Origin of the sequence: Roseburia faecis, assembly GCF_001406815.1 — a bacterium.
GTDB lineage: Bacteria > Bacillota > Clostridia > Lachnospirales > Lachnospiraceae > Roseburia > Roseburia faecis.
Genome location: NZ_CVRR01000019.1, coordinates 1 through 15329, shown reverse-complemented (window position 1 = coordinate 15329; position 15329 = coordinate 1). Strand labels below are relative to the sequence as shown.

Sequence of the window (15329 nt, the reverse complement as noted above, 5' to 3'; positions counted from 1 at the left end):
TTACACAGCCTCCCTTCTGCTGATATTTAATTGTCCACCCGGTTCTTTATCTACTTGATAACCAAGTTTTTCGACTGATTCTAATAACTTCTTATAACAATCATCAAAGTCAAATACGATTTCAATCTCTTTATTCTCTGAAACCCTTACCTCAGAAATCAGTTTTACAACCACGTCCCTGGTCAGTTCCTTAATATCCTTGTATTCGGTAAAATAATTCATCCAGAGATGCTTATCATCCTTCTCCTCAAAAATTAAAGCAATGTCTCTCTCAATCTGGCGAATTATTTCTTCTCCCTCTTTTGCTTTTTTCAGATATGCCTCATGAAGTTCAAGATATTCTTCTTTAGTAAGAATTCCGTCCTTCATATCTTCATACAGTGAAGTTTTCAGTCTTTTACACTTCTCAACTTCCTCAAGTTTTTTCTGTTTTCTTGCTTCAAGACTTTTTACATCAAGCTGCTGGAAAGGAATTGTTCCAATATAATCAAGTATTTCTTCCAGATTCATTACGTTTTTGATATGAAGCTTTAACATTTCAAGCACCGTATCCTCTAATAACGATACTGATATTGAGTGCTGTGAACACTGCTTTGTCAATTTATGATTAGAGCAGATATAGTAAGCGTATTTCTTATCACCTGCTGTTGTAATTTTTCTTGTCATTGGTGAACCACAGTCTGCACATACTGCAATACCTGAAAGATTATAGACCATATCTGAATCCGGAGATATTCTCGTATCCATTCCCAACAACCTTTGAACAATCTCAAAATCCCTGTCACTAATAATCGGCTCATGATTTTTTTCGATTCTTATCCAGTCAGATTCCGGCTTAACAACCTCCTGCTTCACTTTATGATTTGGTGTCGTTCTTTTGCCTTGAACAAGATTTCCAATGTAAATCTCATTTTCAAGAATCCTGCGGACCGTGACTGAACTCCATACCGATTTTTCATTCTGTAAAAATCCGGTCTGATAACCGCTCCCTGTGCTCTGCTTATATTCCATAGGTGCAAGCACACCCTCATTATTCAACTGTGTTGCTATTGCATCCTGACTCATTCCGTGAAGCTTTAGCCGAAAAATTTCCTTCACAATACCGGCTGCATAAATATCAATAACCAGCTTATGTTTATCATCATCCGATTTTTCATACCCATAGGGAACAAATGCACCGATATACTCACCATTTTTTCTCTTTACATCCAAATGGCTTCGTATCTTTATACTGATATCCCTGCAATATGCATCATTGATCAGGTTTTTAAACGGAATAATAATCTCATCACCCTGTGACTTTCCAGTCACACTGTCATAGTTATCATTGATTGCAATAAACCTTACACCAAGAGCCGGAAATAATCTTTCGATGTATCGACCTGAATCAATATACTCACGTCCAAAACGTGAAAGATCCTTTACCACCACACAATCAATTACTCCTCGCTTAATATCTTCCATCATCGTCTGAAAAGACGGACGGTCAAAATTAGAGCCGGAATAACCATCATCCACATATTCTTTAACTATTCTAATGTCTTTTTTGTCTGCAAGGAAATTTCGGATGAAATCCTTTTGATTTGAAATACTATTACTCTCAGCTTTTGCGCTGGTAGAAACATCGCCATCCTCCTTAGATAATCTAACGTAGATGGCTGCATGATAGATTTTTGAGATTTGTTTACTCATATCGCAACACTCCTTTAAATATTCTACGTCAGATGTACCCAACTAAAATATCAAAGGAAGTTATGCCATATTCATTTAGTCCTTGAACATATCATAGCACAACTCCCTTTCATTTTCCATATGATTCTGAAAAAAGATTCTAAACTGTAAGCAGCATATTCTTGAAAGCTTCTTCTATGGAAACTCCATTATTGGCAAAGCTTACTTTAACTTTCATCTTCCCCACTCTCATCATATAGGGATTTCCAACTTTTCTTATAAACTTCTGCTGTCTCTTTTCAATCGTATCATTCAGATCAGCATGATAAGATGCCATATCGGGCATTTCATTAATCTTGACATCACTAAAATCAGTATCAAGCAATGCTCTGTATTCTTCTGCTGTCATAAAATCTATCCCCCTTTCAGTAAAAATGCCACCCATAAAATACAGGTGGCTATGTAACCCGGAGCAAATGCCCCGGAAATATTTAATTGTACTTTTCATATGCCCCAATCTGGATTTTTACACATTCAGTAATCTTATCAAGTAGTTCCGTATCTGAAATTGAAGCAACTACCCTCTCAATCTGGACATTTACATCAATGGATACAATCTGCTCACATAATGCCATACTGTCAAATACCTCAAAATCTGTGTCAGTAACCTTTACCTTTGCAGCCGGTATTGGACAGTGGGTTGGCAGATATTTCTTTTTCCATGTTTTTGTGGACATGGCTACTGCTGTGACAACCGGTGAATACTGATTTGCCTTGTTATTTGAGATAATAATATAAGGTCTTGTATACTTCTGAATGCTCCCTTTACTTACTGACTCCAGATTTGCAATAACAATATCGCCCCTGTTCAGTTTCATCTATGTCATTCCTCCTGTTCCCTGATATATTCTTCTGCCTCATCCTCTGTCGGACAGGCAACAATCCGTTTCCCATATTCATCAATCACTACTGTTTCGCCCGGAAATATAATCAGTTTTAATTTTCTATTTTCTTCTGTCATATCATTCAAAAGAAATGAGAGCAGGTTCATAGCCCCTGCTCTCTGCATTAATACTGATTCCATGTTCCGCTGCAAGTGTCATTACAGCTTTAATCTCATTAAGTTCCATTGAAATGTCTACCACATCTCTTACTAGCACACAGATAATGGCATCTCTTTCAATATAATATCTTAATCGTTCAACCGCTTTTTTATCTGTATTGAAAACTGTCTCAACAACTTCCATGCCGGACTTTTTTGCATATGCCTCGATACGGTCAGCTGTATCATTTGCATTATTCCTTACAAATATCAGACACTGCTTTTCTTTGGAATCCTGCATATTGCCTCCTATCTGCCGTCCCTGATGTTATGATAGAACTTTGATACCGTATCAAGCACCAGCCCTCTTATATCACTTTCCTGAACAGGCTCTTTGTACATCATCTCATAACACTCTTCAAGTTCTCCATTAATATCCTCCACATAGATATCATATTCGCTGAGTTTTCCAAGTGTATCAATAACGGTCTCATCTGTTGCACCAATCATATCCTTTGAAAGTGTTATGATTGTATTAACATCTTCTTCCATATTTAAACCAATAATGGCATATTTCATCGGAAATGAAACTCCTTCTGTAGAAGCAGGCTCTGAAAGCATAGCTACAATTTCATAGCCATTATCCTGACAATACTTTTCAAGCAACTTCGGCACAAAATGATCTGTAGCCTCTAATCCTGTTTTTGCATAATATATAATTGCTCTTTCCATCTTAAAATCTCCTTATAAATAATATTGATTTGATACTGTGCGCACTTTATCTCCTCACATAAGCTGACTTATCTGTACTCTCCACACCATCACACCTAAACATTTCTTTTCTGTCGGTGACCATAAATCAGTTTGTGTGGGAAGATAAAATACTATCTTCCCGGTTTCTTAACCATCCCCGTATCGGGTAACATATCCTTTGCCAGCCACAAACACTTCGTAGTTTCCTGCCCATCTGGACTTACGAAAGTAGCCACTCTCTGAAAATGCGTTTTGCTGAAATTCAGGTGCACTTATTATCTCATTACCTCCGGCTGCTAACCCGGTAGGCACAACCCTCTGCTCTTATCCTTAAAGGCTCCTGCTGTTACGTTTCTCATAATCGGCTACAGCTCTGAGGATAGTCATCGCACGAAATGGGATTCTGCCACCCTGTCATAGACAAGGCGATATAAGCTCGTGGGATATGCGTGTCCTATTCTGTTTTCAATATTCAACGGTTCTTTTCTCAGAACCTGAACAGAGTATAACTGACACCACGCATCTTCTACAGTAACCGACACTCTTTTGAACTAAGAGTAACACTCCCACCTGTTCCAAATCCTTATAAAAAAAGCCGGACTGCATCATCCAAAATGCAATCCGACTTTTTTATTCTGTCAGAAGTTTCATATTGTCAACGGCATTTAATACCATATTCCGGATAAACTGTACTTCCTTCTCCTTCAGACCAACCAGCAGATCATCGACTTCTGCCTTTCTTTCACACCCACACACAAGATAATCCAACGTTATATGAAACAATTCAGCAATACTAATCAGCGTATCTATTTTTGCTCCATTTACACCAGCTTCAATTTTCCGCAGAGCATCCACTGACAATCCAATCTGCTCGGCAAGCTGCTGTCTTGTCATTCTTCTTGCCGCACGCAACTCTTTTATTCTTTCTCCACTATTAACAATATCGTAGTACACCTTCCACTCTTTTCCGGCACCTTATATATTTGCTTAAGCTGTATTCATTGTACCGTAAGCGAATCTTTTGTAAGAGTGACTAAACCAGCTATTTCAGGTGGAATATTGTACACCTTAATACCAAGAATATAAATATTTGCGGATTAAAAAAAGAGATATTTCCAAACCATTACATTTTGGAAATATCTCTTTACTTAATATCCTCATCCGGCACAAACTCCATGATGTCCTCTATCTTACAATCAAGTATGGAACATAATCTGTTTAGGATTACCGTTTTTACGACCATATTCTTTCGCAATCGCTGTAACTGTGCTTTATCTATTCCATAATCTTTAATTAGTGCATACTGGCTAATATTTTTCTTCTTGAGTGTAATCCATAACCTGTCATATACTATCATTACAAAGACCTCCTCCTTGTATTCTACGCAAGAGTGTCCTATAATGATATGGTGTGTGTATGCACCATACTGTATGTATATGATAGAATAGAAAATAGCCATAATCTGCATAGAAAACAGCTCTCAAGGTTATTATGTAATATAGAACGGATTATCTGTTTTACTTTTATGGTATTCAACCGGGACAATTCAATCACCTGACAATTTGCCCGCAGATACCCTTTTCAGAAAGGATTCACAACAACACTATGAATGATAAAAACACATACTCTGTTGATAAATATTTGAAAATCATTGCCGAAAAAGAAGGAATCACAAAAGAAGAAGTCCAACAGGAAATTGGGTGGGCAGTTTCTATTGCTTTAAAAAGCCCTGATCCACAAATGCAACGCTTCTGGACAGACTTTCCATGTGAAAATGAAACTCCCACCATTGAAGAAATCATATACCATCTCGCTGAAAAATTTGCAAAAGAGTCATAGACAAAGGACAGGATAACTACCCGTCTATTCACTCAGATAATCTTCCTGTCCTCTTAATATTTGTTCAATCATATGTAATGCAAATTCTATTTCTCTTTCGTCACACTGATTCATCATAAATGCAAAACGCTCAATGTGTTTTTCTGGGTGCTGCTGGCTCATCAGAACCGTAGGCGATGACTCCAATGCATGAACAATATTCAAATATGTATCAAGACTCATTGCCCTTCTGCCATTTTCAACACTTTTGATAGTATCCAATGATACATCCGCCCGTTCTGCAAGCTCTGCCTGCGTAATTCCAAGCCTTCTTCGTTCTTTTCTGATATTCTCTGCAATAATTTTGTATATGTGCTCTCTTTTCCCCATAGCCCCATCATCCTTTCTGACTTATCGCATTATATCAGAAATTATTATGGGTTTTAGGAAACTGTAATCCTTTGACATTTTCATGTAATACTTTGCATATTCTGTCAAAATCCCTTTAATTTTATGCTATCAGGATGTTTATTATTTATCGCCAACGGAATACCTTTTTGCCAACAGTCCATTTCATACCCTTGCTGTTTTAATTTTTCCAAACACTCTCCCTTAACAATAATATATTCTGGTTTCGCTCTTCCAAAAAATCCTTGATCATACCTGTCAAAATCTTCCGGAACATACTTCATCTCATATTTATCCTCACCCTTAGGCGATAATACCATATGCCCAATACTTTCTTGACAATTCCTTATTAACGATATTGGATAAGAAATTAGGATTCTGTGCTTGAAATGCTTTCAAACTTTCAATAAAAGCAGACTTACTTTCTGTTTTCAAATCCGAAAAAATTGAATCTACTTTTTGATTTTTTACATTTTTTTCAATATACTCATCCGATTTAGCTTCATATTTCTCTACCATATGCGGATTTTTCGTTACAGCATTAGAATACCAATTTGTCAAGTATTTTAAAGTGTTAAGCTGTCTATCAGAATTACTACTTTCTCTACTGATCCTTTGATATTCATCATATGCACCTGAATCCATTGACCTCATCATATCAAGACCATCTGTAGTGTAAACAAGATTACTACCATGTCCTAAATAATTTCCTTTTTTTACCCCGTAATCCATATTTCCATCTGCATTCATCTTTCCGGCACTTGCCAGCTTTGCTATAGATTCCATTGCATCCAAAAAGGAACTTTTTTTATCTTCTGATATAAAATTATTTGCAGCATATTCCGCTTTTTTCATTCCTAATGATATATTAGCCTGACGCTCCTCCTCACTCACAGAGCTGCCATTTCCAATAAGAAAATTTTCGCGGATAATATCATATACAAATCCCTGTTCCTCTTTGCTACAATTTTCAAGAGAAGACGATATCGTCTTGTCAACATCATACATTCCTGAATATGCTGGTAAATCATCTGCACTTTTATCCACTTGAACAATATTCTGCTCAAATTCGTTTTTCTCTTTTAGCTGTATTGCTCTTTTACCTTTTGCACTTATTTCCAGAATAACCGCATCATCTTTTTCCTTAGAAATATCAATTTTCTCTTTTCCATTCCAGTGATTATTACCATACGGAGTGATCACGCTGTCCTGATAATGTTGGGTAGCTATCTTCATTTTAACCCTCCTGTATTTTGCATAATAGGTTGACACACCAAATCGTGTGACAACCTATTTTTATATTTTCTTAGTTACAATTTACACATTAAAACGGATGATACATAGTATATGCCAAATGGAAAATAGTCTCTGAAGCACTTATGCTACTATCATCACTTGGCGATACAGAAACTCCACATATATCAAAATAATGAGTGGATGTTGAACCATAATACGAATATACACCAATTCCAGGTGGTAAAGAAATATCAATTTCAAATTTACCACTTGAGTCTGTAGTACCTGTACCTCGCCTTATTGCATTCGCAGAGGTATTATTAGCCTCCCATGCCGGACTATAATATAATCCGTTAATCTGCTCTCCCCCAACTGCATACGTTACACCCGTCGAACTGTCTGTTGCTGTCAGCACTCCATAAACAGTTAATGTTCCAGATCCCTGCGTTCTGAAATGTGCTCCATATCCAGGATAATTAACAACCTTATTTAACCCTTCTGAACCTTTAAGATCAGTTATAACAATACCTGTAGCCTTCAAAATAGGAGTAATAGACAATTTATAATTCTGAATGTCCAAATCATCAAAATTCTCCATAGTTTTTGCATTGGAAACTCTAATATAATATTTTCCTGACGAAACAGAAATAGTGTTTCCGCTGCCTACTCGTTTCATTTGATACCCTTCTGATGCAACATTCTGATATACTTCTACAGAACAGGTATTTGTTGAAGCTGTAGTAGCAGAAATTTTTAATTTGTCATAAATTCTACTGCTTGGCACTGTAATTACATACCAATCATTATCAATCGGAGAACTTAAATTTCTTGATTCAATATAAGCCCCTCCTGCTCCATATGTAAATGCTAATGCCTGTCTTACAGACTCGTCAATCTCATAAGAATCACACGCTGTACTTACTGAATAATCCAATGTGAATGATTCACTTACACTTCCGCCCTCAGATGCTAATACATACAAATAATATGTTGCTGTATCACCTGATGTTATATAGCCTAACGCTTCCGGCAATGTACCTGCGGTGCCATTAATATAAGTATAATAATCTGAGCCCGTTAAAATATTGCCTTCTGCATCCAATAAATACAAATCGTAATCCAAATCTGCATTAGCAGGCGTTGTTAACTGTGCTTGCAAATATACCCCTGCTGGCAAATTAATATTATAAAGTTTTGCATCGCCCTTTGCTGTCAAATAGTCACTAACCGTACCGACTACAACCGCAGTATCAGCTTGTGTAGCCAAAATATCCTCTGCAATACTTTCATCTACTGTAATACTTTCTGACGATTTCGATAAGTCATTATTTTCGGTTGTTTCCAATTCTGAAATTTCTACAGGTTCCTGTTGCTGGATATCCACCGATTCATTTCCAACATTAGTATCTTCTGCTGCGACTAAAGAATCCTCTGTGATTTCTGCTGCTTTAACATCCATTCCATTAGCCAATGAAAATGTCATTGTTAATGCCAATGCTGTCGCAACCACTGTTGTTATAAATTTATTTTTCATATCAATTCCCGCCTTTCTAAGCTTATTTTGTACAACAATTTGAACATTATTTTCAATAACCTTTTACCTTTTTTTAATGTTCGGACGTTTCGGCTGATGCCATATTCCTAAACACGCAGGTGGAAATCCATCTATCCCATATACAGCTTCTTTTCTCATGACACGTTCTACAACCTTCAACACTTTCTTATTAACCTGCTTCATTCTCTCTCACCTCCTGTTTAAAAATTTTTGCTATACACAGCAAAGCTGCACATAATATAACAGCTATTGCCATGTAACTAATGTAAACCCTATCTGTCTCTAACATAACACAACCAAGTATTATGCCCCTCCTGTAAAGCGATTTCAAAACTTCTCGTCTATACAAGTATGTTTGTTCCAACACAACGATAATTTTTTATTGGAAACAATTTTTTGTTACCTTTTTCCACTCTTTAGCAATAGTTCCTACCATATTTTTTCTAATTTGCATTTTGTCTGAATTTTTCCACACAAATTCAGTAGTGCAGCAACTATCATACCGTTTAATAACCACTGGCATACTTCAATATGAATTTTGTGTGATATAATAATTGCCATATCTGCCAATACTAAAATTATTAACGCCTGTTTTCTAAATTTTTTCTGTTCCTCTTGATCTAATGTTCGATTTTCATTTTCTATTGGAGCAAATGCAAATATAATTGCATTTGCCCCAAATGTAGTTATAGTACATAACCATAGTGGAAAAATGATTTTATCCAATAAACATACCGCAACAACTATGGAACATGAAAATAAATAGCATCCACTCCTTGTTCTCGCATGAAAGCCACCCGATTTTCTACGCAATGGTATTAACACCATTGCAGTTACAATCATGGGCATTATCATTCGCATAGCAAAACCAATTACTATGTATGACAAGTAATGTACCACCTCTAACAATAAGCATTCTAAGCCAAAGCGATATACATCTTCCTCATTTTCATCCAGAAGTCCTTTTGTCCTCATGCAAGATAGAACATTTTTCAGCAATTTGTCCATAGGAAAATATTATTTTCTTTCTTTCAGTTCTTTTACTTTCTGTGGCATTTTAGGCTGATAGCCAATAAACAGGCACGCTGAATTTGCCTCTTTCTCTGCGTTTGCATATGCTGCTTTTGCAAGTAATTTCAATGCTACATCATTAAGTTTTTTCATGCTTGAAAACCTCCTTATTTTTTCTTTTTCTATCGACAAGCATCTTATAAAATTTTACCTTTTTTGCACCAAGTACGATTTTTTTGCACGAAGTAAGACTTTTCACTTATTAAAAAGCCAAAATGCTGATGAATATAATATCATCTGTTTTGTTACTTCATATATTTTTATTGATAAACATATTGATATTACGAGCGATCGCATTCATATTGTCAAAAAAATAGCACCTAAACCACAAATGGATTAGATGCATATAATTTTTTCTATTATTTTATTTGCTTATCTACAATTTTAATTTTCTGTTACTGCTTTAAATCCGAAAATTGCTTACCTACCTAAATAAGTCTATCATTACCTCTTACATGATTTTCCTCGATATCTTTCAGACTTTTCTGCATACTTTCAAAGTATTATCCTATCGGGGCACCATTTTAAGATTTCTGATTGTCAACAGACCTTTTTCTCCATCAATATATGTACTATTGAAAAATACAACAAAACAAACCTGCGATATTTTTTTCCACGCAGTTGAATCTCTTGTTGTAGAAGGAATCCATATTCGGAAATGTTCTTCCTCGCAGCTAACCTGTAATGTTCTATCAATTACCTTATTTCGTATATCATCTTTTATTTCCAATTGAAAAGCTCTTATATCGCCACTACTTGCCGCATCAAATTCAAAAAAATATCCTGCTTCAAAAAAAGCTGACCAGTTATCACATGGAGCATATTCAAATAATGCCATTGCAAATTCCTTATTTTCTATTTTATTTACATTGATTATGTCAATATCCATTTCAAAACTATCTTTATGTGTTCTTATTTTCATAATATTTGAATCAGTATAAGAACTAACCTGTTTTATATCATAAAACTTAGTATAATCGTAAATTAAATCAACTTCTTTTCTCTGTGATATAGAATCGTCAAATCTTGTATGCTCATTCACACGATTTACTTCATTTGCAAGTTCCGTTGTAAGATAGCGTGTAAGGTGCATACTGACATAATCATTAAATTCCTCATCAGAAGCATAAACAACATATATTCCTCTGTCCTTGTATTTCTCCTTAAATGCCTGTATCTTTGTCTCCGCTTCCATATCAATTTCACTTTTTCGTACTGGCTTATCAGAAAAATATACAAATACCTGTTTTCCCTTCTGTATCATCAATTCAATTTCTTCTATTGTCCCTGATTCATAATGTTGTGTAGGACTTCCTATTCTATTACCAAATATAGCAATAATTGCATCCGATTTATCTAAAATCTGTTTATTAATAATGCTTTGTGGATACTCTCCTGCTTCTGGCATAACATTCTTTGACCAATACAATGTCTTAACAAAAATATTCATAGAAAAACCAATGGAATCATTTATATTATCCACAACTCTGTTGATAATCTCTATCTCTGTTTTCACATCGGAAGGACAGGAAATCATTAATCTACATACCGGCATCTTCTTAAACATAACTTTTCCCCCTTTGCGTTTTATTTAGTACAGCAGACTACTATAATTATTACCATAATACAACACTGCCTACTTTTTTAAATTCTGAGATTTCATTCAACAACAACCAATTTTTTATTATATTATACCAGTTTTTTCTACTTTTTTAAATATATTCATTACAAACTCACAACTCATATACAAAACAGAATAAACAAAAATTCCATTTAACTTAATAAAACAACAATTTTGCACTTACTACGAATTTTTTTATTACAATTTCTCAGCAAGACATAAAATAACAGGGAAATCAGAACAACTCCTAATCTCCCTGTCACAATGTCAAACATATTCTGGAATCCAATATTTTTACATTATTTGGTATTCTCCATAAGCAACTTATAAATATCCAATGTACTTTATAATTTTAATCTTCTAAAATATAAGATACTTTCATTTTTACAGATGAATATTTTGTACCTCCAATAAATGCCGAGCCAAGATTTGGCGACGCAATATTAGTTCCCGTCATATACACAGACCATGTACCTGCTGCTTTTTCTGCAATGAACAAGTTGGTTGTCGTTACATTTCCTTTTCCCCAACTAACTGTATGTGTTTCACCACTAGGACTTGTAATTGTAAGGCTCTTTGCCAATATTGCTCCTTTTCCTCCAATAACAGATGCATTTGAACAGTCAATTTCAACTTCTTTTACTATCGCTTTATCTGGTAAGCTGTTAAAATTAAATGTGATGGTATTAGAATTTCCAGTAACTCCTGGTAACAATGCAACAGACATTGCCTTTGATGATGTAACAGTTTTTGATGATGTAGTTGCTGCAAAAGCTGTTACCTGAGATGCAAACAGCATCGTAAATGCTATAGCAAATGCCATTATTTTATTTATTTTCTTTTTGCTTAAATTAAACATAGATATTTTCCTCCAAATTATAGACCTTATTTTAATTGCATACTTCATGCCTTCATATCAAAATTATCTTGCAATATTATGTTTTCACCTACACTACCAGTCTTTTCTTCACTATTTAATGCTTTTCTCGCCTCACTAAATGCCTCATAATATGTCATTTTTAATGCTGAATGAACCTGTGACTCTGCTTTTGTTTCTTTTTCCTGCCAGCCTACTCCCCCTGTATAGGTCAAAACTTCTTCGCCCTCTTCATTGTATACATGAATTGCCGAGCCTGTCCCTGTTCCCTGATATTTTGCCTCATAAGGTATTCCAAACAGCATACAGAGCCATTTTTTGTCTGCTTCCTCAACTTCTTTCACTGCTGACATATTACCTGAATTCATTGATTGACTAAACTTTCCAATTAAAGCAGCTCTATTCGGGGCTACTTTGCTTACTTCCGTCTTTCTCAAATTCATAAATGCATTTCCCATATATACATTGTCCTGTGCATCTTTTTTTGCCAGATCAACAATCTTCTCTTTTAAAGAATCCGTTAATTTCCATTTGTTTTTTTTAGAAGATTTAGAAACATTTTTATTCGATGTGTTCCACACTTTTGCTGTGCTATAATTATTTGATATTTCCATTTAATTGAATCACCTCTCTGTTCTGTCATTTATGTAATCATACAATTCCTTATATGACAGATAACCTGATAAGTTGTTCGAATCATATTGTAACTGCATAAATTCTTTAATCATGCTCATATAGTCTTTCTTTTCATTTATGCTGTCAGAATCATAAGTGATGTTGCCATTCACACCACCAGCCGCATTCATGAAATCTCCAAAAGCATTTTTCGTAAAGCCTTCTACATCACTATATGTTGTATATGCAAGCATTTCCAAATAACTTGCATTTCTTGGATCAACATCATTTATCTGTACATTTGTATCTGTGTAATTTCCTTCTTTGTCCCAATATCTTACCCTGTATTCTGGGTTTGCCGAATCATATGCATCTGATTTATATACAGATGCACTACTGCCATCCGGAAATCCTACTGCTGTTAATGCATTTCCACTATCTTCTGTTCCCGACATATGTAATGTAATATTAGAAGATGTACTGCTTACATTTGATAACAAACCGGAATTCATACCGTTCGCTTTCGCAGTGTTTCTTTTTGTTCCTGTATAATAATTTGAATAATTATAACCGTTAATTCCTGCTATACTCATTTTCGTTTCCTCCAATTATTTTCATTCCTCTGTCATTCGGAATCTACTCACTCTCCATAACGGTCCAAGTGATTTATTGCTTTTTATAAAAGGACACCTATTATACACACTTTCGTTTTTTATTTTACTGTTATTATTGAACTTGTAGACATTGTATTCCACGGTGAGTTTACAGATGTAATTCTAAATGTAAAATTATGTGAACCAACAACTGCCTTAGCACATTTTACTTCATATAGATATCCTGTCACAATCGGCTTTCCAACAGAAGTTGTTGAAGATACATAGCATTGCGATCCATCATATGTCGCATAAATATTTTTCCCATATCCAGCTACCTGCACTGTAACATACACATATCCATCACTTTTTATTTGCGCTGCAACTACCTTTACGCTCGACACTGCTGGTGCAGGAGCTCGAACTGAAATTCCAGGTGTCACATCTTCATCAACTGTATTTATCATTCCTTCATCCGTAAAAGAAACCTTTAAATTACTTGTTTCATCTGTTTCTGCGGCAAATGCCGTTACTGAAAAGCACATTACCATCATCATAACTAATGATATTATTTTAAATATTTTCTTCATGTATTTTTCCTCCATTTTTATAGGTGTCCTTTTTTATCCATTACAATTTTCTGCTATTTTATCTTCCCTTTGCAGCAACATTCGGATCATTGTTCGCCTCAAAGGAATATTGTCAAGTGTGTAAACCGTAGTCCGTAATTCTTGACATAAGCGAAACCTCCCATCATTAAATTTTTTATATGTATCATCCACTTTATTTTTTTCTATCGACACACCCCTTCTGATATTTTACCTTTTCTGCACCAAGTACGATTTTTTTGCACGAAGTAAGACTTTTTACAAAAAAATAGCCAAAAATGCTCTTTTATGAATTAAGGAATAACTCAGCAGCAAATTTATTTCCATCATTCTTCAATGTTAAATCTCCATCATATTTTTTTATACTGCTCTGAACATTCAGCAGTCCTATTCCACCATTTTTTCCTTTATTTGATACTGGAAAACCATTTTTCCACTTTACTTCATTACAATTATTTTCAATGCTGACAACTATCATCTTATGATATGAGCCAATCTTAATGCAAATATATTTCTCGCCTTTCAGCTTTTCTGTTGCTTCAATCGCATTATCTAATAAATTTCCAAAAATAGTTGTAATGTCGATTGGTTCAATGAAATTCAAATTCACATTATCTATCTTTATTGTTACTGAAATCCCCTTTTCTCTCATAACAGATTCTTTATCAGTAAGAAGTATATTCAAGATCGGATTTTCTGTGTATTGAACCGGAATGAGCGGCTTCAACAACTCTCTGATCTTTGTTGCATATTCTCCTGCCGTTTTTTCCTGCTCTGCACCATATAACCCTTCGATTGCTTTAATATGCTTATTTACATCATGTAATATCTGAATGGTTTGATCATACTTTTTTGCCTGGGTCAAATAGTATTCGTATTGTACCTTTGCCTGCTGCTCTAATGCGATCAACTGCTTTTCGTAATAGTTCTTTTCATCTGCCATTTTTACAAAATATAAAAGGTATAAATCTGCCAGAACAATACATCCCATGTTGACTGCACACAAATAATTTTCTTCTCCATTTTTAAAATTCTCTACAATTACACTCATGTTAATCAGACTGTATAGAAGTATAATTCCATACATGATGTACCGTGTATTTGAATAAGGGACATCACTTTTTTTCACAAACCTGTTTATGAATGTGTAATACAAAAAAATAAGTATCACCTTTGAAAATGTTACCTCAAGGCAATAAAGCATAGTTTCATTCACATTTTTTATATCTGCGGCTTGTAAAATACATTGTAAAAGAATAACTCCTAATGATTCACAGACAGACATACAAAATACTAATGCTTCACATTCAATAATACGTCTTAAGGGTTTATCTATATCCTCATAATACAGAACATATGCTATAATCCCCGTCAAAACTCCCCAGACTACTAGATTTAATATGGAATGATTGAGCATATTTATACAGAATGTAAATATTACTGTGGTAGTCTCAATCACAA

Annotated in this window: 22 protein-coding genes; 1 reads left to right on the top strand and 21 read right to left on the bottom strand. The window is 34.8% G+C overall.

Annotated elements, in window-relative coordinates:
* From M72_RS07210 to M72_RS07180, 8 genes are all read right to left on the bottom strand, one after another.
* Window positions 1-1692 (bottom strand): recombinase family protein, encoded by a 1692-nt coding sequence (locus tag M72_RS07210; RefSeq protein ID WP_055067728.1) that lies wholly within the window; start codon window positions 1690-1692, stop codon window positions 1-3.
* A 139-nt stretch (window positions 1693-1831) separates the two neighbouring features.
* Complete coding sequence (locus M72_RS07205) at window positions 1832-2080, bottom strand: DUF6870 family protein (protein WP_015559318.1); 249 nt, start codon at window positions 2078-2080, stop codon at window positions 1832-1834.
* Window positions 2081-2162: 82 nt separating this feature from the next.
* Window positions 2163-2549, bottom strand: coding sequence for a type II toxin-antitoxin system PemK/MazF family toxin (locus tag M72_RS07200; RefSeq protein ID WP_006859319.1), 387 nt, complete (start codon window positions 2547-2549; stop codon window positions 2163-2165).
* Between the two features lie 5 nt (window positions 2550-2554).
* Window positions 2555-2692, bottom strand: coding sequence for a hypothetical protein (locus M72_RS17120; protein ID WP_006859332.1), 138 nt, complete (start codon window positions 2690-2692; stop codon window positions 2555-2557).
* Window position 2693: 1 nt separating this feature from the next.
* Window positions 2694-3014: a hypothetical protein gene (locus M72_RS07195; RefSeq protein WP_055067727.1), complete on the bottom strand. Its 321-nt coding sequence runs from the start codon at window positions 3012-3014 to the stop codon at window positions 2694-2696.
* 8 nt (window positions 3015-3022) lie between these two features.
* A complete protein-coding gene (locus M72_RS07190) occupies window positions 3023-3445 on the bottom strand; it encodes a hypothetical protein (protein WP_007889575.1) in 423 nt (140 codons plus the stop codon).
* Between the two features lie 651 nt (window positions 3446-4096).
* A complete protein-coding gene (locus tag M72_RS07185) occupies window positions 4097-4420 on the bottom strand; it encodes a helix-turn-helix domain-containing protein (protein ID WP_005602820.1) in 324 nt (107 codons plus the stop codon).
* A 190-nt stretch (window positions 4421-4610) separates the two neighbouring features.
* Window positions 4611-4823, bottom strand: coding sequence for a helix-turn-helix domain-containing protein (locus tag M72_RS07180; RefSeq protein WP_014081251.1), 213 nt, complete (start codon window positions 4821-4823; stop codon window positions 4611-4613).
* Between the two features lie 248 nt (window positions 4824-5071).
* Here M72_RS07180 and M72_RS07175 point away from each other — a divergent pair, with 248 nt between their 5' ends.
* Window positions 5072-5305 (top strand): hypothetical protein, encoded by a 234-nt coding sequence (locus M72_RS07175; protein ID WP_055067726.1) that lies wholly within the window; start codon window positions 5072-5074, stop codon window positions 5303-5305.
* 24 nt (window positions 5306-5329) lie between these two features.
* Here M72_RS07175 and M72_RS07170 read toward each other — a convergent pair whose 3' ends face one another.
* The 13 genes from M72_RS07170 to M72_RS07105 all read right to left on the bottom strand — a co-directional run bounded on the left by M72_RS07170 (window position 5330) and on the right by M72_RS07105 (window position 15327).
* Window positions 5330-5674 (bottom strand): helix-turn-helix domain-containing protein, encoded by a 345-nt coding sequence (locus tag M72_RS07170; protein WP_055067725.1) that lies wholly within the window; start codon window positions 5672-5674, stop codon window positions 5330-5332.
* A 104-nt stretch (window positions 5675-5778) separates the two neighbouring features.
* On the bottom strand, window positions 5779-6012 hold the full coding sequence (locus M72_RS07165) for a hypothetical protein (RefSeq protein WP_006859582.1): 234 nt from the start codon (window positions 6010-6012) through the stop codon (window positions 5779-5781).
* A complete protein-coding gene (locus M72_RS07160) occupies window positions 5996-6928 on the bottom strand; it encodes a hypothetical protein (RefSeq protein ID WP_006859581.1) in 933 nt (310 codons plus the stop codon). Before M72_RS07160 ends, M72_RS07165 begins: the two co-directional genes overlap by 17 nt.
* Window positions 6929-7016: 88 nt before the next feature.
* The gene (locus tag M72_RS07155; protein ID WP_006859580.1) at window positions 7017-8462 is read right to left on the bottom strand and encodes a hypothetical protein; all 1446 of its coding nucleotides are present in this window, start codon (window positions 8460-8462) and stop codon (window positions 7017-7019) included.
* Window positions 8463-8525: 63 nt separating this feature from the next.
* Window positions 8526-8666 carry a cyclic lactone autoinducer peptide gene (locus M72_RS07150; protein WP_006859579.1) on the bottom strand — a complete coding sequence of 47 codons (141 nt, stop codon included), beginning with the start codon at window positions 8664-8666 and terminating at the stop codon, window positions 8526-8528.
* Between the two features lie 246 nt (window positions 8667-8912).
* Window positions 8913-9491 carry an accessory gene regulator ArgB-like protein gene (locus M72_RS07145; protein ID WP_006859577.1) on the bottom strand — a complete coding sequence of 193 codons (579 nt, stop codon included), beginning with the start codon at window positions 9489-9491 and terminating at the stop codon, window positions 8913-8915.
* Window positions 9492-9500: 9 nt separating this feature from the next.
* Entirely contained in the window at window positions 9501-9647 is a 147-nt protein-coding gene (locus tag M72_RS07140) for a cyclic lactone autoinducer peptide (protein ID WP_006859576.1), read from the bottom strand.
* Between the two features lie 415 nt (window positions 9648-10062).
* The gene (locus tag M72_RS07130) at window positions 10063-11121 is read right to left on the bottom strand and encodes a hypothetical protein (protein WP_006859574.1); all 1059 of its coding nucleotides are present in this window, start codon (window positions 11119-11121) and stop codon (window positions 10063-10065) included.
* A 406-nt stretch (window positions 11122-11527) separates the two neighbouring features.
* Window positions 11528-12034 (bottom strand): hypothetical protein, encoded by a 507-nt coding sequence (locus M72_RS07125; protein WP_015559315.1) that lies wholly within the window; start codon window positions 12032-12034, stop codon window positions 11528-11530.
* A 44-nt stretch (window positions 12035-12078) separates the two neighbouring features.
* Window positions 12079-12666: a hypothetical protein gene (locus M72_RS07120; protein WP_015567863.1), complete on the bottom strand. Its 588-nt coding sequence runs from the start codon at window positions 12664-12666 to the stop codon at window positions 12079-12081.
* Window positions 12667-12675: 9 nt separating this feature from the next.
* Window positions 12676-13260, bottom strand: a complete 585-nt coding sequence (locus M72_RS07115) for a hypothetical protein (protein WP_015517456.1) — start codon at window positions 13258-13260, stop codon at window positions 12676-12678.
* A gap of 119 nt (window positions 13261-13379) precedes the next feature.
* Window positions 13380-13865 (bottom strand): hypothetical protein, encoded by a 486-nt coding sequence (locus M72_RS07110; RefSeq protein WP_006859568.1) that lies wholly within the window; start codon window positions 13863-13865, stop codon window positions 13380-13382.
* 289 nt (window positions 13866-14154) lie between these two features.
* The gene (locus M72_RS07105; protein WP_261291801.1) at window positions 14155-15327 is read right to left on the bottom strand and encodes an ATP-binding protein; all 1173 of its coding nucleotides are present in this window, start codon (window positions 15325-15327) and stop codon (window positions 14155-14157) included.
* Between the last annotated feature and the right edge of the window lie 2 nt (window positions 15328-15329).

Coding starts and splice junctions, on each gene's coding strand:
- M72_RS07210 (WP_055067728.1), bottom strand. CDS start 1,692: ATGAGTAAACAAATCTCAAAAATCTATCATGCAGCCATCTACGTTAGA.
- M72_RS07205 (WP_015559318.1), bottom strand. CDS start 2,080: ATGACAGCAGAAGAATACAGAGCATTGCTTGATACTGATTTTAGTGAT.
- M72_RS07200 (WP_006859319.1), bottom strand. CDS start 2,549: ATGAAACTGAACAGGGGCGATATTGTTATTGCAAATCTGGAGTCAGTA.
- M72_RS17120 (WP_006859332.1), bottom strand. CDS start 2,692: ATGACAGAAGAAAATAGAAAATTAAAACTGATTATATTTCCGGGCGAA.
- M72_RS07195 (WP_055067727.1), bottom strand. CDS start 3,014: ATGCAGGATTCCAAAGAAAAGCAGTGTCTGATATTTGTAAGGAATAAT.
- M72_RS07190 (WP_007889575.1), bottom strand. CDS start 3,445: ATGGAAAGAGCAATTATATATTATGCAAAAACAGGATTAGAGGCTACA.
- M72_RS07180 (WP_014081251.1), bottom strand. CDS start 4,823: ATGATAGTATATGACAGGTTATGGATTACACTCAAGAAGAAAAATATT.
- M72_RS07175 (WP_055067726.1), top strand. CDS start 5,072: ATGAATGATAAAAACACATACTCTGTTGATAAATATTTGAAAATCATT.
- M72_RS07170 (WP_055067725.1), bottom strand. CDS start 5,674: ATGGGGAAAAGAGAGCACATATACAAAATTATTGCAGAGAATATCAGA.
- M72_RS07165 (WP_006859582.1), bottom strand. CDS start 6,012: ATGGTATTATCGCCTAAGGGTGAGGATAAATATGAGATGAAGTATGTT.
- M72_RS07160 (WP_006859581.1), bottom strand. CDS start 6,928: ATGAAGATAGCTACCCAACATTATCAGGACAGCGTGATCACTCCGTAT.
- M72_RS07155 (WP_006859580.1), bottom strand. CDS start 8,462: ATGAAAAATAAATTTATAACAACAGTGGTTGCGACAGCATTGGCATTA.
- M72_RS07150 (WP_006859579.1), bottom strand. CDS start 8,666: ATGAAGCAGGTTAATAAGAAAGTGTTGAAGGTTGTAGAACGTGTCATG.
- M72_RS07145 (WP_006859577.1), bottom strand. CDS start 9,491: ATGGACAAATTGCTGAAAAATGTTCTATCTTGCATGAGGACAAAAGGA.
- M72_RS07140 (WP_006859576.1), bottom strand. CDS start 9,647: ATGAAAAAACTTAATGATGTAGCATTGAAATTACTTGCAAAAGCAGCA.
- M72_RS07130 (WP_006859574.1), bottom strand. CDS start 11,121: ATGTTTAAGAAGATGCCGGTATGTAGATTAATGATTTCCTGTCCTTCC.
- M72_RS07125 (WP_015559315.1), bottom strand. CDS start 12,034: ATGTTTAATTTAAGCAAAAAGAAAATAAATAAAATAATGGCATTTGCT.
- M72_RS07120 (WP_015567863.1), bottom strand. CDS start 12,666: ATGGAAATATCAAATAATTATAGCACAGCAAAAGTGTGGAACACATCG.
- M72_RS07115 (WP_015517456.1), bottom strand. CDS start 13,260: ATGAGTATAGCAGGAATTAACGGTTATAATTATTCAAATTATTATACA.
- M72_RS07110 (WP_006859568.1), bottom strand. CDS start 13,865: ATGGAGGAAAAATACATGAAGAAAATATTTAAAATAATATCATTAGTT.